Origin of the sequence: Spirillospora sp. NPDC049024 (assembly GCF_040649235.1) — a bacterium.
Classification (GTDB): domain Bacteria; phylum Actinomycetota; class Actinomycetes; order Streptosporangiales; family Streptosporangiaceae; genus Spirillospora.
In genome coordinates this window covers 199,380-219,484 of sequence record NZ_JBEZFD010000003.1, presented here as the reverse complement: position 1 = coordinate 219,484, position 20,105 = coordinate 199,380, and the positions used below count along the sequence as shown (strand labels likewise).

14 protein-coding genes are annotated in these 20,105 nt (G+C 73.3%); 4 read left to right on the top strand and 10 right to left on the bottom strand.

Features of this window, described 5'->3' with window-relative positions:
* Positions 1 to 97 precede the first annotated feature (97 nt).
* Positions 98 to 1,816, bottom strand: coding sequence for a DNA polymerase/3'-5' exonuclease PolX (polX, locus tag AB0C21_RS06595; protein ID WP_500203042.1), 1,719 nt, complete (start codon positions 1,814 to 1,816; stop codon positions 98 to 100).
* Between the two features lie 118 nt (positions 1,817 to 1,934).
* The gene (locus AB0C21_RS06590) at positions 1,935 to 2,990 is read right to left on the bottom strand and encodes a baeRF2 domain-containing protein (RefSeq protein ID WP_500203041.1); all 1,056 of its coding nucleotides are present in this window, start codon (positions 2,988 to 2,990) and stop codon (positions 1,935 to 1,937) included.
* A gap of 238 nt (positions 2,991 to 3,228) precedes the next feature.
* Here AB0C21_RS06590 and AB0C21_RS06585 point away from each other — a divergent pair, with 238 nt between their 5' ends.
* Positions 3,229 to 4,728 (top strand): cryptochrome/photolyase family protein, encoded by a 1,500-nt coding sequence (locus AB0C21_RS06585; RefSeq protein WP_500203040.1) that lies wholly within the window; start codon positions 3,229 to 3,231, stop codon positions 4,726 to 4,728.
* Between the two features lie 3 nt (positions 4,729 to 4,731).
* Here AB0C21_RS06585 and cydC read toward each other — a convergent pair whose 3' ends face one another.
* From cydC to AB0C21_RS06555, 6 genes are all read right to left on the bottom strand, one after another.
* Positions 4,732 to 6,399 (bottom strand): thiol reductant ABC exporter subunit CydC, encoded by a 1,668-nt coding sequence (gene cydC / locus AB0C21_RS06580; protein WP_500203039.1) that lies wholly within the window; start codon positions 6,397 to 6,399, stop codon positions 4,732 to 4,734.
* Between the two features lie 184 nt (positions 6,400 to 6,583).
* On the bottom strand, positions 6,584 to 8,197 hold the full coding sequence (cydD, locus tag AB0C21_RS06575; protein WP_500203038.1) for a thiol reductant ABC exporter subunit CydD: 1,614 nt from the start codon (positions 8,195 to 8,197) through the stop codon (positions 6,584 to 6,586).
* Positions 8,198 to 8,204: 7 nt separating this feature from the next.
* Complete coding sequence (gene cydB / locus AB0C21_RS06570; protein ID WP_500203037.1) at positions 8,205 to 9,317, bottom strand: cytochrome d ubiquinol oxidase subunit II; 1,113 nt, start codon at positions 9,315 to 9,317, stop codon at positions 8,205 to 8,207.
* A 77-nt stretch (positions 9,318 to 9,394) separates the two neighbouring features.
* Positions 9,395 to 10,813: a cytochrome ubiquinol oxidase subunit I gene (locus AB0C21_RS06565; protein WP_235036858.1), complete on the bottom strand. Its 1,419-nt coding sequence runs from the start codon at positions 10,811 to 10,813 to the stop codon at positions 9,395 to 9,397.
* Between the two features lie 182 nt (positions 10,814 to 10,995).
* The gene (locus AB0C21_RS06560) at positions 10,996 to 12,216 is read right to left on the bottom strand and encodes a PucR-like N-terminal domain-containing protein (protein ID WP_500203036.1); all 1,221 of its coding nucleotides are present in this window, start codon (positions 12,214 to 12,216) and stop codon (positions 10,996 to 10,998) included.
* A gap of 47 nt (positions 12,217 to 12,263) precedes the next feature.
* Entirely contained in the window at positions 12,264 to 13,490 is a 1,227-nt protein-coding gene (locus AB0C21_RS06555) for a PucR family transcriptional regulator (RefSeq protein ID WP_500203035.1), read from the bottom strand.
* A 384-nt stretch (positions 13,491 to 13,874) separates the two neighbouring features.
* On the opposite strand from AB0C21_RS06555, the gene AB0C21_RS06550 reads away from it, so the two are divergent.
* Positions 13,875 to 14,498, top strand: a complete 624-nt coding sequence (locus tag AB0C21_RS06550) for a PraA/PraB family alkane oxidation protein activator (protein WP_500203034.1) — start codon at positions 13,875 to 13,877, stop codon at positions 14,496 to 14,498.
* A gap of 343 nt (positions 14,499 to 14,841) precedes the next feature.
* Complete coding sequence (locus AB0C21_RS06545; RefSeq protein WP_500203033.1) at positions 14,842 to 16,731, top strand: Vgb family protein; 1,890 nt, start codon at positions 14,842 to 14,844, stop codon at positions 16,729 to 16,731.
* 385 nt (positions 16,732 to 17,116) lie between these two features.
* Here the strand turns inward: AB0C21_RS06545 and AB0C21_RS06540 are convergent, their stop codons facing one another.
* Positions 17,117 to 17,944, bottom strand: a complete 828-nt coding sequence (locus tag AB0C21_RS06540) for a helix-turn-helix domain-containing protein (protein ID WP_500203032.1) — start codon at positions 17,942 to 17,944, stop codon at positions 17,117 to 17,119.
* Positions 17,945 to 18,137: 193 nt separating this feature from the next.
* On the opposite strand from AB0C21_RS06540, the gene AB0C21_RS06535 reads away from it, so the two are divergent.
* Complete coding sequence (locus AB0C21_RS06535; RefSeq protein WP_500203031.1) at positions 18,138 to 18,392, top strand: hypothetical protein; 255 nt, start codon at positions 18,138 to 18,140, stop codon at positions 18,390 to 18,392.
* Positions 18,393 to 18,508: 116 nt separating this feature from the next.
* Here AB0C21_RS06535 and AB0C21_RS06530 read toward each other — a convergent pair whose 3' ends face one another.
* A complete protein-coding gene (locus tag AB0C21_RS06530) occupies positions 18,509 to 19,978 on the bottom strand; it encodes a N,N-dimethylformamidase beta subunit family domain-containing protein (protein ID WP_500203030.1) in 1,470 nt (489 codons plus the stop codon).
* Positions 19,979 to 20,105: the final 127 nt, after the last annotated feature.

Sequence of the window (20,105 nt, the reverse complement as noted above, 5' to 3'; positions counted from 1 at the left end):
ACGGACGCTTCCAGCGTGCGACCGTCCGAGCTCGGGGCGGCAGGGACGAAGGTCCCCAGGTGGTGGAGCGTTTCCGCAGGTCCGGGCGTCGGTGCGGCTACCGCTTCGCCCGCAGGAAGTCGATCAGCCGGTCGGCGGGCCAGGTGTTGACGACCTCGTCCGGGGTGAGCCAGCCGCGCTGCGCGGTGCCGATCCCGTAGCGCAGATGGGCCAGGTGGGGGACGGCGTGGGCGTCGGTGTCGACGGCGAACCTGACGCCGTGGCGCCTGGCGCGGCGGATGTGCTCGGCGGGCAGGTCGAGCCGCTCCGGGGACGCGTCGACCTCCAGGACGGTGCCGGTGCGGGCGCAGGCGGCGAACACCTCGTCCCAGTCGGCCTCGACCGGCGGGCGCCGGCCGATCTGCCGGGCGGTGGGATGGGCGAGGACGGCGACGAACGGGTTCTCGCAGGCGCGCACCAGCCGCCGCGTCATCTGCTCGCTCGGCTGGTCGAAGTGGGAGTGGACCGAGGCGAGGCACACGTCGAACCCGGCCAGGAAGTCGGCGGGCCAGTCCACGCCGCCGTCGGGGTCGATGTTGAGCTCGGTGCCGTGCAGCACCCGCATGCCGCCGTGGCGGCCGTCCAGCGCGCGGACCTCCTCGCGCTGGGCCAGCATCTTCTCGTCGGTCATCCGCTGCATGGCCAGGCCGGGCGCGTGGTCGGTGACGGCGTAGTAGGAGTACCCGCGGGACGCGGCGGCGGCGACCATGTCCGGCAGGCTCGCCAGGCCGTCCGACAGGTCGGTGTGGGTGTGCAGGTCGCCCCGGATGTCGGCCTCGGCGACCAGGACGGGCAGCTCCCCGCGCATGGCCGCCTCGATCTCCCCGGCGTCCTCGCGCAGCGGGGGCGGTATCCACGGCAGCCCGAGCCTGGCGTACACCTCGTCCTCCGCGGCCGACACGAGCTTGGCCCCTGTCTCGACGTCGAACAGCCCGTACTCCGACAGCTTGAGCCCGGCGTGGACGGCGATCTCCCGGGTGCGGATGTTGTGCGCCCGGGACCCGGTGAAGTACTGCAGGGCCGCGCCCCAGTCCTCGGGCGGCACCACCCGCAGGTCCACCTGGAGGCCGGTGCCCGTGCGGATCGAGGTCTTGGTGTCCCCGGCCGCGATGACCTGCTCGGCCAGGGCCAGGCCGACGAAGGACTTCATCAGCGCGTCCGGGCGGTCGGACGTGGCCAGCACGTCGATGTCGCCGACCGTGTCCTTCATGCGCCGCAGGGACCCGGCGAACGCGCAGCGCTCGCATCCGGCGACCGCCGACAGCTCGGCCACGATGGCCTCGGCGAGCTCCATCGCGGTCCCGAGCGGCACGCGCTGCCCCGCCTTGTGCAGGATCTCGATCCCGTGCCGCAGGTTCTCCTCGGTCTTGGCGCCGAAGCCGGGCAGGCCGTGCAGCCGCCCGGTGTCGAGGGCGCCGGCCAGCGCCTCCACGGAGTCGATGCCGCGCTCGTGGTACAGCACCATCGCCTTCTTCGGGCCGAGCGTGGGCACGAGCGTCAGCTGCCGCACGCCCACCGGGATCTGCGCCCGCAGCTCCTCCAGCTCGTGGATGCTCCCGGTGGTCAGGTACTCGTCGATCTTCGCCGCGATCGACCTGCCCACGTTCGGGATGCCCCGCAGCCCGGCGGCGTCCAGACCCGCGAGGTCCACCGGGTCGCCCGCCACCGAGCGCGCCGCCTTCTGGTACACCCGCACCTTGAACGCCTCGCCGCCGGTGATCGCCAGCAGGTCGGCGTACTCGTCCAGCAGGGCGCCGACCTCGTCGTTGACGCGCATGGCCTCCGCTCCCTCACATCCCCCTCCGGGGCGCGGCGGCGGGCCGCGCCCACGTCCGGACCGGCGCGATGTCCCCGGCCTCGCGAGCGCGCCGCGGATCTCCTGGCATGACGGGCTTTCAGGCATAGCGGCACAGGGCTCCGAGGCCCTGCGAGGGACCGCCGGGCGTCCCGGGCTCCAGGACGTGCACCTCGGCCCCGGTCAGCAGGGCGGCGCGGACGGCGACGTCGGCCAGCGGGCCGCGTACCACCGGAGTCGCGCCGGACGCGACGAGGGACGTGCGCCGGTCGGACACCTGCGTCGGCGCGGGGCCGAACCAGGCCGTCCGCCGGTCGGCGGGGTCGTCGGCCACCAGCAGCGTGCCGACCTGCCCGCGGGCGAGCGCACGCAGGGTCTGGACCGCGCCCTCGACCGCCAGACCGGACGGGCCCCGCCCCTCGTCCAGCCGCTTCAGCAGCTTGCGGGTCTCCTCGTCCGCCCATTCGCTCACCTGCGCCCGGACCTGCTGCTTGCGGTGCTGCCACGCGCCGTCCTGTCCCCGCCCGCCGGAGACGTGGCCCACGGTCACTTCTTGGCGGACGCCTTCGGGAAGGTGCTTGGTGAGGTACTGCATGGCGCGCACGTCGCCGCCGAGGAGCAGCACGCGCGCACCGGAATCGGCCAGATCGTCCGCGAGCGCGTGGGCCACCATGGTCGCGTTGTGCTCCCAGGAGTCCTCGGCGCGGTGCTGGTGGCGCATCTGGGACCAGCCGCCGGGGGCGTTGCGCACGATCTCGTCGTCCGGGCCGTCGATCGTCCTCGTGGTCGCGGTCGCCGTCCCGCCCCGGTACGTCTCGATGTCGGCGCCCTTGCGGTCGACGAGGGTCAGCACGTACGGCGGGCGCTCCTGGAGCCACGCCAGCAGTGGCACCAGGCACGGCAGCGGCGCGTGGACGGCGAGGTCGCGCGGCCGGGCGCCCGGCATCTCGACCACCGTGGGCTCCGGCTCGCCGTCGACCGCGAACACGGCGACCGCGCCGGATCCCGGTTCCGCCCGGGCGATCAGCCGGTCCAGCGCGTCGACGACGGCCTCGTCCGCGCCCTGCGCCCGCAGCCGCTTGGCCGTCAGCTCCCGGCGCAGCGCGGCGTCCTCCTCTCCCGGAGGCGTGGTCAGGTTGAAGTAGACCGATGTCACCGGCCCTCCGGAGCAGAGCCGACGCAGGGTCTCGGTCGCGATTCTCTCGTCCGCCTTCATGTGAAACAGCCTGTACAGCGGGCCATTCGTCCGATTAGGGACGAAGGTCCGCGGGTCGCCGGACCTTCGTGAGTCGGCCCTGCTCGTAAGGGGCGCGTGCGGTCGCGCGCCGCCTTCGCCCGCGGCGGGCCGTGCGCCACACTGAACGGGAGTCCAGGCGTCCAGGGGGAGGATCCGCGTGGCTCACTCAGATACCGGATTCCACTGGCTGTTCGGGGACCAGCTGGGCCCGCGCTTCCTGCGCCCGGACGCCGAGATCGTGATGATCGAGTCGCGGGCGGTCTTCCGGCGGCGCCGCTTCCACCGCGCCAAGGCGCATCTGGTGCTGTCCGCGATGCGGCACCGCGCGGCCGAACTCGGCGACCGGGTCCGCTACGTCCAGGCCGAGACCTACCGCGACGGCTTGGCCCGAGCCGTGGGCGGCGCCCCGGTGACCGTCCACCACCCGACGTCCCACGCCGCCCTCCGGTTCGTGCAGGGCCTCCGGCAGGTGGAGGTGCTGCCGCCGCGCGGGTTCCTAGTCCAGCCGGAGGAGTTCGCCCGGTGGGCGGAGTCCTCCGGCGGCGGGCAATTGCGAATGGAGAGCTTCTACCGGCACGTGCGCCAGGACCACGACCTGCTGATGGACGGTGACCAGCCCGCGGGCGGGCAATGGAACCTGGACAAGGACAATCGCGAGCCCCCGCCCAAGGGCGAGGCGAAACTGCCGGTCCCGGCCCCCTACCGGCCGCGCGAAGACGAGATCGACGAGCAGGTCAGGGCCGATCTGGACCGCTGGGAGCGGAGCGGCGAGGTCGCGTTCGTCGGACGGGACGGGCCGCGGCTGTTCCCCGCCGACCGCACCGAGGCCAAGCGTGCCCTGCGCGCCTTCGTGGACAAGCGCCTGCCCGCCTTCGGCCGCTGGGAGGACGCGGTCCTGGCGGAGGACTGGGCCATGAGCCACAGCCTGCTGTCCGCCTCGCTCAACCTGGGGCTGCTCGACCCGGCCGAGTGCGTCGAGGCCGCCGAGGCCGCCTACCGCTCGGGGAAGGCGCCGCTGAACTCCGTCGAGGGCTACATCCGGCAGGTCGCCGGGTGGCGCGAGTACATGTGGAACCTCTACTGGCACTTCGGGCCTCGTTACCGGGAGTCCAACGCCCTCGGGCACCGCGCGCCGCTGCCGGACTGGTTCGCCTCCCTGGACGCCGGGGCCGTCCGGGCGCGCTGCCTGTCGACCACCCTGGCGCAGGTCCGCGACCGGGGCTGGGTGCACCACATCCCCCGGCTGATGATCCTGGGCAACTTCGCCCTCCAGCGCGGCTGGGACCCGGCGGCGGTGACCGACTGGTTCCACCGCTGCTTCGTGGACGGCTACGACTGGGTGATGCTCACCAACGTCATCGGCATGTCGCAGTACGCCGACGGCGGCCGCATCACCACCAAGCCGTACGCGTCCGGGGGCGCCTACATCAACACCATGAGCGACCTGTGCGGCCCCTGCGCCTACCGGCCCACCGAACGCACCGGCGAGCGGGCCTGCCCCTTCACCGCCGGCTACTGGGAGTTCGTCCACCGCCACCGCGAACGGCTGGCGCACAACTACCGCACCGCCCGCGCCGTCAAGCAGCTCGAACGCCTCCGCGACCTGGACGACGTGCTCCGCGCAGCCCGGGACCGCGACCCGGACGCCGCTCCCTGACGATCAGGCGCCGGGCTCGTGGAGGCGCCCCGAGCGCAGGTGCAGGACCCGGTCGACGGCTCCGGGCGGCGGCGGTGTGTGGGTGATGAGCAGAATGCCCGGCCCCGACGGGTCGCCGAGCACGTCGGTGAGGAGGTCGCGGGCCGTGGCGGGATCGAGATGGGCGGCCGGCTCGTCCAGGACCAGCAGCCGCGCGCCGGACAGGAAGGCGCGGGCCAGCGCGATCCGCTGCCGCTGGCCCCCGGAGACCCGGACGCCGTGCTCGCCCACGTGGGTGTCGAGTCCGCCGGGGAGGCCGGCGATCCAGTCCCGGACGCGGGCGCGGCGCAGCGCTTCGACGATCTCGGACTCGTCGGCGTCCGGCTTGGCGAGGGCCACGTTGGCGCGGATCGTGGTGGCGAACAGGTGGGCGTGCTGGTCGACCAGGCAGATCGCGCGCCGGACGTCGTCCTGCGCGTAGTCGCGCAGATCGTGGCCGTCGAGGGTGACGCGGCCCTCGTCGGGGTCGCGGAACCGGACCAGCAGGTGCGCCAGGGTGCTCTTGCCCGCCCCGCTCGGGCCGAGCAGCGCGACCCGGTCGCCGGGACGCAGGTCGAGGTCGACGCCGTCCAGGACCCAGGGCGAGCCGGCGGCGTAGCGGGCTCGTACGCCGCGCACCCGGAGCAGGTCGCCGCGCGGCGCGGGCAGCGGGCGCGGCGGGTCGGCGGCGGGTGCCGGGCGGGCGGTCAGCGCGCCGAGGCGGGCGGCGGCGCCGTGCGCGGTGAGCAGGTCGCGGGCCGCCTCCGGCAGCGGCCGGACGGCCTCGAACGCCGCCGTGGCCGCCAGCGCGAGGGCGGCGAGCAGGACGCCGGGCAGCGCACCCCGGTGGACGGCGTCCAGCCCCGCGACCAGGACGGCGAGGGTCGTGGCGGCGGTGAGGAGGGTGACCGACCCCGAGGTGAACCCGGCGGTGCGGGCGTCGCGGCGCGCGATCCGGGCCAGCGCGGCGTCGGCGGCGCCGATCCGGCCGAGCTGGTCGTCCACCCGGTCGAAGGCGACGAGATCGGGCGCGCCGTGCAGCAGCTCCACGGTCTCCGCGTTGCGCGCCGCGCGGCCCTCGGCCCGCCGGGACGCGGCGGCACGCGTGAGCGCGGCGGCAGCGGCGGGCAGGAGGAGCGCGGCGGGCAGCAGCCCCAGCGCCAGCAAGAGCCCGGCGGCGGGCTGCAGCCACGCGGTGGCGGCGACGGTTCCCGCGCCCACGACCAGCGCGACGGCCGGCGGACCGAACCCGCGCAGGTACAGGTGCTGGACGGCTTCGACGTCGGCGACGAACCCGCTGAGCAGGTCGCCCGACCTGGCCCCCGGCAGCCCGGCCGGGACGAGCGGCTCCAGCCGCCGGAACCACCGCACCCGCAGCTCGCGCAGCAGCCGGAAGCTCGCGTCGTGGGACACCAGGCGCTCGGCGTAGCGGAACGCGGCCCGCGACAGGCTGAACGCCCGCACCGCGGTGATCGCCACGGCCAGCGCGACGACCTCCGGCCGCAGCGCCGCCCGCGAGATCAGATACCCGGAGGTCCCCATCAACGCGACCCCCGACCCGAACGCGAACGCCCCGCAGAACGCCGCCCCGACGAACCGATGCGCCACCGGCCGCGCAGCGGCGAGCAGCTCCGGCAACGGCCCCCGGCTCACGCGAAAGCTCCCGCACAAGACCCCGTCCCGACCTCTCGGGCGGCGTCCTCGGCCGACCGCGGCTCGTGCCCGACGACCGGCGAGCGCCCATTGACGCGAGGGCGTCGGTAGCGGGCCTGGTCTTGTCGACCGGCGGTGTCCGCGGCCGGTGGCGGCTCGTGCTCGGGGACCAGCGGGCAGCCGCTCACGCGAAGGCTCCGGTGGGGGAGGGGGTCAGGTTGATCACTTGGTCTGCGCCTTCGGCGAGCCTTGGGTCGTGCGTGGCCACGACTAGCGTGCGGTCGCTGAGGGTCAGGAGCGCGTCGGTCACATGTTGGGCGGTGGTCGGGTCCAGGTGGGCGGTCGGTTCGTCCAGCAGGAGGAGTGGGACGGGGCGGGCCAGTGCTCGCGCCAGGGCCACGCGGCGTACCTCGCCTGCGGAGAGTCCGGCGCCAGCCTCGCCCACCGTGCGGTTCAGCAGGGCCGTGGCGCCGGCGAGTTCGGCGGCGGCAGCCGGGCTCAGGCCACCGGGCTCGGCCGGGGCGATGGCCTCGGCCACCGGGCCGGGACGCAGCCGGGGGCGCTGCGGCAGCCAGGCGACCAGCCGGCGCCACTCGTCCGGGTCGAACGCGGCGAGGTCCGTGCCGTCCACGGTGATGAGCCCGGACGACGGCTCGACGAACCGCAGGAGCAGCGCCAGCAGGGTGCTCTTGCCCGCGCCGCTGTCCCCGACGAGCGCCGTCCGCCCCCCTGGGCCGATCTCCAGCGACATCCTGGTCAGGACGGGCGGGCCGTCGTATCCGGCGGTGACGTCCTCCAGCCGGACGGTTCCGAAGGCGGCCGGGCGCGGGCGCGCGGGCGCCGGCACGGCGGGAGGCAGCGCGAGCAGCGCGGACAGCCGCCGCGACGCCGTCAGCCCGTCCGCGCCCGCGTGGAACTCGGCCGCGAGCCCGCGCAGCGGCCCGTACAGCTCCGGCGCGAGGACGAGGATCGCGAGGCCCGCCTCAAGGCCGATGGCGCCGGTGGTCAGCCGCAGGCCGATGCCGACCGCGACCAGCGCCGTGCCGAGGGTCGCGGCGAGCTCCAGGACGAACGCCGACAGGAAGGCCGTGCGCAGGACCCGCATCGTCTCCCGCCGGTAGCGGTCGCTGGTCGCGGCGATGGCGGACGCCTGGGCGCGGCCCCGGCGGTGGGCGCGCAGCGTCGTCAGCCCGTTCACCACGTCGAGGAAGTGGCCGCTCATCAGGGCGAGGGCACGCCACCGCTCCCGGGTCCGCGCCCTGGTCGAGCGGCCGATCAGCGCCCCGAACAGCGGGACGAGCGGCAGCGTCCCGGCCATGACCAGCGCCGACGCGACGTCCCGGAAGGCGACCCAGGCGAGGATCGCGGGCGGTGCGAGGGCGGCCGTCATCAGCTGCGGCAGGAACCGGGCGACGTAGGTCTCCAGCGCCTCGACGCCGTCCGTGGTGGCGGTCACCGCCTCGCCGGACGGCACGCTCCCCGGGCGCGCCCGCACGATCCGGCGCAGCACCCGGCCGCGCAGCTCGCGGACCATGCGGGACGCGGCCGTGCGGGCGCCGGTCTCCGACGTCCAGCCGAGCGCGGCGCGCGCCGCGCCCACCGCCGCGAAGCCGAGCAGCGCGGGCAGGACGTCCCGCACGTCGCGGCCCCCGAGGAAGCCGGCGACGACGACGTGGGCGAACAGCGCGGCCTGCGCGATCGTGAGCGCCGCGGAGCAGGCCGCGGCCGCTCCCGCCGCCGCCAGGAACCGGCGCACGCCGGGGACGTCCCGCGGCAGCCAGGGGTCGAGGGCGCGCATCCGCGGCCTACTCCCCGCCCTCGGCGGCCGCGCCGCCGGACGACGAGCCGCCCGGCCGCCGCCCCTTCGTGATCATGTGCAGCGGGGTCGGCGGGTGGGCGAAGTCCTCCCGCGAGAGCCGCGCCCGGAACACCCACAGCGCCCAGATCTGGTAGACGAGCACGACGGGCACGAACACGCCGGCGATGATCGTCATCGCCACCAGCGAGTAGTGGTTGGACGCGGTGCTGTAGATCGTCAGGCTCGGCGAGCCGGCCGTGGACGACACCATGACCCGCGGGTACAGCCGGGCGAACAGCGCGGCGACCAGCAGCACGACCGCGGCGGACGTCCCGGCGAACGCGGCCAGGGGGCGCTTCAGCCAGATCAGCGGCCCGGACGCCGCGGCCGCCGGAAGGCTCAGCCCGAGCAGCACGTACACCGGCACGGTGTAGGGCGCCGACGACGACGCCTGCACGGCCGTCCACACCGTGAACACGATCAGCAGCACCGCCGCGACCGGGTAGATCGTGAGGGAGAAGCGGCGTACCCGCTCCTCCAGGCCGCCCTCGGTGCGGAAGGCGAGGAACAGCGTGCCGTGCAGCGCGAACGCCGCCACGAGCGTGAACCCGGCCAGCACCGAGTAGCCGGTGAACAGCACGCCCTGCCCGCCGGTGACGTCGCCGCGCGGGTCCATCGGCACCCCGCGCGTGATCGCGGCGAACACGACGCCGAGCAGGAACGGGATGGCCAGGGACGAGATCGGCAGCGCGACGTCCCAGCGGCGGCGCCAGGAGAGGTCGTCGTGCTTGTTGCGGTACTCGATGGCGACGCCCCGCACGATGAGCGCGACCAGGATCCCGAAGAACACCAGGTAGAAGCCGGAGAACATGCTCGCGTACCAGCCCGGGAACGCGGCGAACGTCGCCCCGCCCGCCACGATGACCCACACCTCGTAGCTGTCCCACACGGGCAGGATCGTGGCGAGCAGCGCGTGCCGCTCCGGGTCGTCGCGGCCGACGAACGGGTAGAGCATCCCGACGCCGAAGTCGAAGCCGTCCAGCAGGAAGAAGCCCATCCAGAGCACCGCGATCAGCACGAACCACAGCGTCTGGAGGTCGAAGTGCCCTGCGGTCTCCATGGTGTGACGCACCTTTCGGGCTTCGGGCGGAGCCGGGTTCCTGCGGGCCGTGTTCCTGAAGGCGGGGTACCGGACGGTCAGTGGAGCATGGGCGGCAGCGCGTCCTCGCGGGTCAGGTCGGGGGCGGGACGTTCGGGGCCGATCCGGATCGCCCGGACCATCAGCCAGATCATGATCGTGGCGAGCACCCCGTAGACGGCGGCGAAGCCGGCCAGCGTCGCGATCACGTGGCCCGTCCCGACCATCGGGGAGATCGCGTCGTGCGTCCTGAGCAGGCCCTGGACGATCCACGGCTGTCGCCCCATCTCGGTGACCAGCCAGCCGGCCGTGTTGGCGAGGAACGGCAGCGCGAGGAACGCGTAGGCCGTCCAGGCGAACCAGCGGGACCACGCCCAGCCGCGCCGGAAGACGATCCACAGCCACGCGGCGCTGTACAGCAGCACGAGGAACCCGACGGTGATCATCACGCGCCAGGACCAGTAGATGCTGCCGATGATGGGCGTGTAGTCGCCGGGGCCGTACCGCGCCTCGTACTCGCGCTGGACGTCGTCGATCCCGCGGATCCGCCCGTTCCAGCTGTTGGTGGACAGCACCGACAGGCCGTGCGGGATGACGATGTCGACGTTGGTGCGCTCCGGGTGCTTCTCCCAGGGGCCGATCGCCAGCAGGGACAGCGGCGCGGGCGCCTGCGTCTCGTACAGCGCCTCGGCCGCGGCCATCTTCATCGGCTGGCGCTTCACCAGGATCTGCGCCTGGAAGTGCCCCACGCCGATCACCACGACGGACGCGACGGCCGTCACCCACAGCGCCCCGCGCGCGGCGGCCCGGAACAGCGTCACGTCCGCGTCGTCCGGGGCGACGCCCTCCCGCCGGGCCTTGCGCAGCCGGTACGCGGACGCGGCGATGACCAGGAGCCCGGCCGTCACCAGCGACGCGGCGATCGTGTGGAAGAAGTGGGTGATCTGGAGCGGCTGGAGGAGGACGTCGCCGAGCGACGTCATCTCGGCGCGCCCGCCCTTCATCGCATAGCCGACGGGGTGCTGCATCCAGGTGTTGGCCGCCAGGATGAAGTAGGCGGACGACCACGTGCCCGCCACCACGAGCCAGATCATCGTGAGGTGCACGCGCGGGGACAGCCGATCCCAGCCGAACAGCCACAGCCCGATGAAGGTGGACTCCAGGAAGAACGCGACCAGGCCCTCGATCGCCAGCGGCGCCCCGAACACCGACCCGACGAACCGGGAGTAGACCGACCAGTTCATGCCGAACTGAAACTCCTGCACGATCCCGGTGACCACCCCGAGCGCGAAGTTGATCAGGAAGAGCTTCCCGAAGAACCGCGTCATCCGCAGGTAGTGCTCCTTGCCGGTGCGGTACCAGGCGGTCTGCATCGCGGCGACGAAGAAGGCCAGCCCGATCGTGAGCGGCACGAACAGGAAGTGGTAGACGATGGTGACGCCGAACTGCCACCGGTCCAGCACCGCTGTCGTCTCCACCGCGCTCCCTTCCCCGTCGTCGGAGATCCTCGGCGGCAGAGCACCATCGGGAGGCCGCCCCACCGGGCATGCACTGGGCACACTGCCCGGCCGGTCGGCTGCCGAAAGGCAGCCCGCGGTCAATCGTTGATCAAGTTCCGCGGCGGGACGGCGGTGCGTCCCAGCAGGTCAGGGCACGCGGCTCAGGCTCCGGTGTCGGGCGGGCAGGGCACCGGCCGGTCGCCGGCGCCGCGGGCGCGGAGCCGGTGGGCGCGCAGGGCGGCCTCGACGGCGAACCGGGTGCCGGGGTCGGCGAGCTCGTCGCCGAGGAGGTGCTCCAGGACGCGCATCCGGTACCGGACGGTCTGCACGTGCACGCCGAGCTCCTCGCTGATCCGCGTCGCGGGCGCGCGGGTGCGCAGCCAGACGGCGAGCGTGTCGACCAGCGGCTGCCTGCGCCGGTCGCTGAGCGGGGCGAGGGGCGCCAGGCCGCGGCGCGTGATCTGGTCCATCAACGCTCCGTCGGCCAGCAGCCACAGGCTCATCAGGTGGTCCTCGCACAGGGTGAGCGTGCCGTCGTGCAGGACGTCCCCCAGGTCGAGCAGGCGCCTGGCCCAGCGGAGCGAGTCGGCGGCGCGGGCGCGCGGGACGGTCAGGCCGACCGCGGCGCGGTCCCCGGCCAGGGCGGCTTCGAGCATCGCGCGCCGTTCGCCGGTGAGCGGGCCGGGGACGAGGAGGTACGGCGCGGGGTCCTCCGGGTCCAGCAGGACGTCGGCGTCCAGGAGGGGGCTGACCGGGAGGGTCCCGGCGGGCAGGGCGACCAGCGTGACCTCGTCCGGGAGCGGCCAGTCGGCGGCCGGGTCCGGCTCGACGGACGGCGCCGGGGCGACCAGGGCGCGCAGCAGGGCCAGCCGGGCGGCGGCGCGTCCTCCGCACTCCTCCGCCTTGGCCTTCTCGTAGCCCTCCCTGGACAGGGCCGCCGCCTCGTCCATGTAGTCGATGACGGCCTCGGCCAGCGCGGACACCGCGAGGACGGACGCGACCCGGTCGTCCAGCATCGCCCGGATGCGGGACCACGCCACCTGCGTCGCGGCGCGGTAGGCCGACTGGAGCACGGTGAGCGGGCGGCCTTCCATCGCCTCGAACGCGCCCATCTTGCGGCACAGCTCATCCCGGCGGTCGAGCGGTCGGGAGGGGTCGGCCAGCCAGTCCAGGAAGCCGAGGACGTTTCGTTCGACGGCGGTATGCAGGACGCGGTTGTAAGCGCTTCCGGGCGGTCGCGCGTAGGCGGGGATCGCGGCGCGGATGCGTTCCACGATCTCGTCGACGAGGCCCGGGACGACGGTCGTCCGGACGTCCGGCGACAGCGCCGCGACGAGCTTGCGCAGATCGTCGGACTCCGGGGGTGAGAGCGGCCTCGGCATCGCACGGGCTCCCTGGGGGTGGGGGGCGGGGGGTCGGGAGGCTGAGGTCAGGAAGCGGGCCGTTCCGGCGGCGTCCGCCGGCGGGCCTTGAGGATCGCCTCCAGGACGAAGCGCGTCTCGGGGTCGTCCAGCGGGCCGCCGACCTCCTTCCTGATCTGCCGCAGCCGGTACCGGACGGTCTGCGGATGCAGGTGCAGGCGGCGCCCGACGTCCGCCGCCGTGCTCCACTGCTCCAGCCAGACCCGCAGCGTCTCGGTGAGGGCGCGCCCCTTGGCCTCCGGCAGGTCCGCCAGGCCGCCGAGCCTGCGCCGCGCGAGCTCCTCCACGAGGGGCGGGTCGCACGTCAGCCACAGGTCGAGGAGGTGGTCCTCGGCGCGGATCAGCGGCGGCGCGTCGATCACGCCGTCCGCGGCGAGGGCGAGCACGCCGCGCGCCCAGCGCAGCGCGTCGGGGAGCTCGTCCAGCGGCACGGTCAGGCCGACCGCGACGGGCCCGCGGTCGAGCGCCGCGCCGAGCAGCGTGCGCCGGGCCTCGTCGACCTCGCCGGGCACGAGCAGCCAGGGCGCGGACCCGCCGAGGGCGGACAGGACGTCGCTGCGTTCGGCGGCCGGTCGCCACCGCGTGCCGCGGCGGACCGCGACCGGCGTGGCGGTCTCCGGCACGTTCCACCCGAGTCTCGCCGCGAGGTGCTCGACGGTCTCGCGGGAGGCGACCGGACGCGTGGAAAGGCCCTGCATGAGCAGCCTGCGGGAATGGACGAGGTCGACCGGCGCCTTCAGGCTCTGGTCCAGATAGGCCTCGACGATCGGCTCGATTATCTGGTCCATGAAGGCCATTTGGAATTCCGCGACGCGGGCCAGATCGGCGCCCGAGACCTTGTTGCGGACGCACACCTCGGTGATCCGGTGCCAGGAGGTGTCGAAGGCGATGTGGATCGCGGCGTGCAGGGACTCCAGGCTGCGGTTGCCCGTGACCTCCTTGCGCCCGAACGAGTGCAGCAGCTCCAGCAGGCCGTCGAGCGGCTCGGCCGGGTCGGCGAAGCGCGCCATGTACGTGCGCATGGTCTCCCGCACCACCCGCTCCGGGCTGGGCGGGCCGCCGTCCGCGACCGCGTAGTCGGGGACGGTGGTGCGGACGGCCGTGTAGATCTCCTCGGCCAGTCCGGGGAGCCCCGAGCGCAGGACCTCGACGAGTTCGGGAGGCGCCGGCTCGGGACGGATGTTCGCACCGTCCCCGCCGCGCGCCGGAGCGGCCTGTCCAACCGGAACCGACATGCCGTTCAAAATACCCAGGGGTCTCTAGTCGGAAAAGGCCTCGGAACGGTGCCGCGAAAGGGAATATGGTCACTGACAGGCATACGTCGCGGAGAGTTGACGGGGGCGCGGATATCGGCGCGGCCGCATGGCGCTTTCCGGTCGGACCGTTGACCGCCGACCATCGCCTCCTCATCGGCGAACAAACCGCGCGGCGCGTTTTACTCAGCCGTTGACAGACCTTGCCGGAATCGGCGTCGTCCCCGCTTCCGAGCCTTGTCGGCCGTGAAAATCTCCGCTTACCGTACTGGCTGGTAGGTGAATGGTGAGCTCACACCACCCACGCAGGAAGGCCCGTGCCCGTCCCCAGGCACCCGGTCCCACCCCCAGGAAAGGTCATTCCCCGTGCGTAAGATCACCTCGGTGGCCCTCGCCGCCACGAGCGCGTCCGCTCTCGCGCTCTTCCTCGCTCCCGCGGCCAGCGCCGCCACCCTCACCGCGACCGTGACCAACGGCGGCTCGGTGACCGCCGCCAACTCCGGCAACCTCGTCATCACCGACACCACCACCGGCATCGCGGTGACCTGCACCGCGTCCACCGGCTCCGGCAGCATTCCGAACGGGACCACGAGCGGCGGCTCGCCGCTCCAGGTCGGCTCGCTCAGCTCGATCGGGTTCACCAACTGCAAGGGCGGCGGCTTCACCTTCACCGTGACCACGAAGGCGCTCCCCTGGAAGGTGAACGTCACGGGCGCCACGTCGGGCGGCGTCACGCCGGGCAGCATCAGCGGCATCTCCGCGCACGCCTCGGCGGCCTTCGGCCTCTGCCAGATGGACATCAACGGCACGGCGGCCGGCTCCTACACCAACAGCACCGGCAAGCTGACCGCCGGCGGCGCCAGCCTGACGATCAGCAACGTCACCTCCGGCTGCCTGGGCATCGCGAACAACGGCGACACCGCCTCGCTGAGCGGCGCGTACATCGTCAAGAACAGCGGCGGGACCTTCCCGCAGATCAACGTCACCTGAGCCGTGACGCGCTGATCCGGCGCACATGATCCGCGGAGGCCGACCCACCCCGCAGCCCTCCGCGCCCACCCCCGGCGGGCCGGAAACGCCGACGCGTTTCCGGCCCGCCGCCTTTCCGGACCACGGCCCCGCCCGCCGGGCCGTGGTCCGGGCGGTCGATGCGGTCCGGAACGTTCCGGTGTACCGCTTGGCCGGTTGCGGCCCGTTCTCACGATCTTGCTTGACTCTGGACACTCAAGAGTTTCTATTGGCCCCCTGTGATCCTTCACGATCACCGTGATCCTTCACGATCACCGCTACTCCTGTCGGCTTTCGGGGATGAGGAACCATAGGAGGCGATGGCATGCGCCATCGACGTACACGGGCGGGATCCATCGCCCTCGCCGCGGTGCTCGGGCTGAGCCCGCTCGCGGCGATGCCGTCGGCGTCGGCCGACGGCCAGGTGACCGAGGTGGCGCTGCCGGTGCCGGACGTCGCGCCGGTCGGGCTCGCCGCCGGACCGTCCGGCACCGTCTGGTACGCCGCGAACGCCGGCGGCATCGGCCGCATCGGCGCCGACGGCAAGGTCACCGAGTTCAAGGTCAGCGAGAACTCGCAGGGCCAGCTCGGCATCCCGGACGCGATGACGGCCGCGAGCGACGGGGCCGTCTGGTTCACCGACCTGTCCTACAGCGTCCCCAGGGTGGGACGCGTGGACCCGTCGAGCGGCGCCGCGACGCTCTTCGAACTGCCGACGACCGGCGACGTGAACTTCGCCAACGCGCAGATCGCCGGAATCGCGCCGGGTCCGGACGGGTCGGTGTGGGTCACCGGCGCCTTCTCCGGCACGATCGGCCGCGTCGACCCGTCGGGGAACGTCACGGCGTACGCGACGGGCCTCGCCCCGTACGGGGTCACGGTCGGCCCGGACCAGGCGGTGTGGTTCAGCGACAACAGCGGCCTGGTCGGCCGGCTGGACCCCGCCACGGGTGCGGTCACCTCCTACGAGACGCCGTTCACCAACCAGGGCTACCCGGGCATGGGCGACATCGTGTCCGGCCCGGACGGCAAGGTCTGGTTCACCCAGCCCGGCGTCGGCAGGATCGGCTCCGTCGACCCGGCCACCGGCGAGGTCGCCGAGTACGCCCCGGGGCGCCCCGACTCCGACCCCACCGGCATCGTCGCGCACGGCGGCAAGCTGTGGTTCACCGAGGCCGCCGCCAGCAACATCGGCAGCCTCGACCCAGCCACCGGCGAGATCGCCGAGTACCCGCTGCCGGCGACCCTGTCGGCGCCGACCCGCATCATCAGCGGCCCCGGCGGCCACCTCTGGTTCACCGAGCCCGGCCGCGGCCTGGTCGGGCACTTCGACCCGGCCGCCCCGCCGTCCGGCTCGTCCCACCCGGCGGTGCCCACCGCGACCCCGGGCAGCAGCCCCGTCCCCGGCGCCCGCTTCCAGAACCAGTGCGCGGTGGAGACCCTCTGCCAGACGCAGGTCACCACCGGCGGCAACGTCAAGATCGGCACGTTCGACCAGAGCCTGCCGAACGGCGCCATCCGCATCACCGGCTCCCTCGGCGCGCCGGACGAGACGGGCGACCTCGTCCTCGACCCGCCCGTGGTCGGCGAGCAGCTCGTCTCCAAGCCGGTGGAGGTGGAGGGCGGCCTCATCGGGCAGCTGCCCCTGATCGGCCCGATCCTCGGCAAGTCGCCCGCCGCGATGTGGGAGGTCAACCGCCTCACGATCAGCCAGACGCTGGCCGGCAAGGTGCACCTCTACCTGACCGACACCGGACTCGCCGTCCGGGTGCCGCTCAACGTGCACCTCAACAATCCGCTGCTCGGCACCACCTGCGTCATCGGTCCGATCAACGCGAGCCTGCCGACGACCTTCCTGGCCGGGGCGCCGAACGGCGACCCGCACCTCGGGTTCGTCCCGGGAGCCATCTCCCTGGAGGCGCCCATCGACGTCCCGGCCGCCAAGGGGTGCGGTCCGTTCGGGATCCTCGACGGCGTCATCAACCAGATGATGGGCCTGCCGTCGCCCGCGTCGCAGAACTCGATGAAGATGACCGGCGTCCTCAACCTGGGCAACGGCATCAACGCGAGCAACACGCCGCAGAGCCTGGCGTCCGGCCCGGTCGCCACGAAGCTCAAGCAGATGCTCAAGGCCGGGACGACCCAGCGGAAGGCCGTCAAGGCGCCGACCCCGGCTCCGAAGAAGGTCACCTACAAGGTCACGGCCCGCCGCTGAGAGCCCGGCCTCGAGGAACGGAGACGACTCGCGGAGGCGGGCCCTGGCGGGCATGACCGCCCTGACCCTGCTCGCCGGCGGCTGCGGCGGATCGGAGCCCTCGATCCCCCCGACCGCCGGCGGCGGGCCCGCCTCCACCGGCACCCCCGGAGGCCCGTCCTCCGGGGGCTCTCCGTCCACGCGAAAACCCTGACCGTCCACTGGACGAGCGGCCTCAGGGACAGCCTCCACCGCCCCTGAGAGCGCGGCCGCGGGTGCTGCTCGGTTCCGCGCCCGAGGTCGACCGTCCACACCCTGTGGAGACTCCAGCCGCCTTCGCCGTGAGACGTCGCCGCACGTAGGGCAGGTTCTTGGAACCGAATGCGCTTATCGGTAGACGGAACCGCTAGCGGCGCTCGGCCAGTTCTCGGATAAGGCGCATGGATCCTTTGGGGCTCATCGCCACGCTGGCGAGTATGTCGAATTGCTTGACGTACCACTCGACGTCCGAAGCCCGATCGAAATAGAGGCCGAAGTTGGAGTGCTCGACGAACACGACGTCCGGCAGCGCGTGTTCCGCGAAGCGGAGAAGGACGAACGGCCCGTCCTCCCGTCGCGGGGCTGTGGACGGGACTATCTGAATCGTCACAGGGGAGTGAGAACCGACCTCCGCCAAGTGCCGGAGCTGCTCGTGCAGGACGTCGGGTCCGCCGACCGCTCGGTACAGGACCGCCTCGTCCAGCAGGAACCATACGGGCGTCGGCGCGTCGCCCTTCAGGAGCCGTTGGCGCCGTAGTTTGAACGCGGTCTGGCGCGAGGCGTCGTCGAGCGTGAGGTCCGCCGGTTCGAGCGCGGCGATCGCGTGGGCGTACTCGCTGGTCTGGAGGAGATCGGGGACGTACCGGGACTCCACGCAGCGGACGAGCGCCGAAGCCTCTTCGAACGCGATGTAGGGCTCGAACCATGACGGCATGACGTCGGAGTACTGGTGCCACCAGGCAGGGGAGTTGGCCTGCCGCGCCAACTCCAGGAACGTCTCGCGCTCGGCCTCGTCGACCACTCCGTAGAGGGTGAGCAGGTCCGCGACGTCCCGCTCCTTGAACCCGACGCGCCCGTGCTCCATGCGGCTGATCTTCGACTGGCTGGCCCGGATGGCGAAGCCCGCGTCCTCGGCGCTGATCGTCTTCGCCTCGCGCAGCCTCCGCAGTTGGGAGCCGAGGAGGATGCGCTGCACCGTCGAGCCCCCCGGCGCCGGTCGGCCTCCTCCCGGCCCCGGCCTGAGAGCCTGGCCTGCCGGTTCGCCCATCACCATTCCCGCCGTCCGTAGCCACCGAGTGCAGCATCGACATCCTATGATCCTGCGGCGGCGGAGCGCCTGATGCATATGCATTCTGCTGCACTTGCATCTGCACGGTACTTTCAGGAGGATGGGGCATGCGGTCGTGGCGGCCGGGCCGTCCGCCAACCCCCTGGAGAACGAGGTCATCATGGACAGCCAGCACGAACGGGAGTCCCGCCCCGCCCCGCCCGAGGCGCGGCCCCTCCTGACGTCCCGGGCGCTGCTGATCATCCTCACGGCGGGCGCCGCCGCCGGTGCCGCCGCGCTGAAACCCGCCGCCGCCATCCCCATAGGGGTGGGCGTCGCCGTCGTCACGCTGCTGGTGAAGATCCTCGACGACTGACGCGGCGGGCCACCGCCCGCCGCAACGACCGACCCGCGACCGCTGCGTCCGTTCCGGCGGACGTCCGCCGTTGTGGTGGCGGCCGTAGCCGCGGCCGTCCTGCCGCGCCGGGTCCCTCAGGGGGCGGCGGTGAGCTGCTTGGTGTTGGGGCGGGACGGGTGGCTGCGGCCGAGCGGGCCGGCGGCCATCGCCCGGACGAGCGTGTCGGTGACCCGGGTGACGAAGGCGCGCCCCGCCTCGTTGACGCCGTGCCCGCAGGCCTTGCCGCGCATCGCGCAGACCCAGCGCATGGTGCCCGTGGCGAACACCCCCGCGCCGCTGCGGGTGGTGTAGTAGGACGCGTGCGCGACCGCCGTGCCGGCCCCGCAGCTGATCGGGGAGCGTCCGACGATCTCCAGTGTCGGCGGTGTCGGCCCGCCGGGGGCGATCGCGTCGGCCTCCGGGCCGACCATGCCGGGGAACCGGGTGCCCGCGCGCACACCGGTGCCGCGGAACAGCCAGAAATCGGGCCGGTGGACGGTGAACGCGCCCTCCGCCGGAAAGCACATGTACTGGATGCCGATGAGGTCGCTCTCCGGCCGCGGCTTCGGCGGCAGCCGCCAGTCCTGTGTCGACTCGGCCGAGTTCGTCCGGGAGACGGGGTCGGCGGCGGAGTCCTTGTAGCAGACCACCAGCCGGTCGGCGCCGAGCGGTGTGGCCTCGTACCGGATGTGCCGGTTGACCGCGTTGGCGCCGAGGAAGGCGATGTTGACGCCCTGATCGCGGGCCTGCGTCACGCGCCGGCGCATGGCCGTCGACCAGTACTCGTCGTGCCCGAGGGTGAGCAGTCCGCGCGCCTTGCCCAGCAGGCCGGGGTCGGCGTGCAGGTCGTTGTCGGTCGCGTACGCCAGCGGCACGCCCGCCTTCTCGGCCAGGGCGATGGCGGGCTGCTCGTAGGTCAGGAACTTGCCCGCGCCGTTCTTGTCGTAGGGGCGGTCGAAGCTGACCGCGTAGGACCGGTCGGAGAATCCGGACGGCCCCCCGTACAGGTCGTAGCCGCCCCACTTGTTGTACGCCTGCCAGGTGGTGGTCGCGTTCAGCACCACGACCCGTCCCGCGGTGTCCGTCGAGCGGACGGTCACCGGCACGAACCGCTGCGCGCCCGACGCGGCGGTCAGCCTGATCAGGTAGCTGCCCGCGGGCCAGTCGGCCGTGGCGACGGTGAGCGACGGCCGCCACGGCGCCGACACGGTGCGCGTCTTCCGGTCGATCCGGGGCGCCGCCTGCCGGACGCCGGGCACCTGCCCGGACCGCCACACGCGCCGCGCGTTCGCGCCCCCGTACCAGCCCATCCGGAACGCCTCGGCGGTGAACCCGGACGTCGTGGTCGAGACGAACAGCCGGAACGACTGGCCCGGCAGCACGCTCACGCGGTCGGCGTACCCCTCGATCTCGTGCTCGGCGCCCTTGCGGCGGACCTGCCAGTCCGCCGTGCCGGGCTTGGCGTTCTCGGGTACTTCCGGAGTCTCCGGCGTTGCCGCAGCCGCCTTGCCCGGCCTTTCGCCGACCGCGCGGTGGGAGGTCGAGCACGCGACGAGAAGGAGCACCGCCAGCAACGCCAGCGCGACCGGGGTCCGAAACCTACGCGGAACCGTTCCTCGCTGTCCGGGAAATCCCTTTTCTGCATGCGTCACGGCGGACCCGCCCCCCTGCCTTCCCCCTGGGTGTCCCGTC

Bases quoted from the DNA above. Each gene is read 5' to 3' on its own strand.
- polX (WP_500203042.1), bottom strand. From the start codon at position 1,816: ATGCGCGTCAACGACGAGGTCGGCGCCCTGCTGGACGAGTACGCCGAC.
- cydD (WP_500203038.1), bottom strand. From the start codon at position 8,197: ATGCGCGCCCTCGACCCCTGGCTGCCGCGGGACGTCCCCGGCGTGCGC.
- cydB (WP_500203037.1), bottom strand. From the start codon at position 9,317: ATGGAGACCGCAGGGCACTTCGACCTCCAGACGCTGTGGTTCGTGCTG.
- AB0C21_RS06560 (WP_500203036.1), bottom strand. From the start codon at position 12,216: ATGCCGAGGCCGCTCTCACCCCCGGAGTCCGACGATCTGCGCAAGCTC.
- AB0C21_RS06555 (WP_500203035.1), bottom strand. From the start codon at position 13,490: ATGTCGGTTCCGGTTGGACAGGCCGCTCCGGCGCGCGGCGGGGACGGT.
- AB0C21_RS06545 (WP_500203033.1), top strand. From the start codon at position 14,842: ATGCGCCATCGACGTACACGGGCGGGATCCATCGCCCTCGCCGCGGTG.
- AB0C21_RS06535 (WP_500203031.1), top strand. From the start codon at position 18,138: ATGGGGCATGCGGTCGTGGCGGCCGGGCCGTCCGCCAACCCCCTGGAG.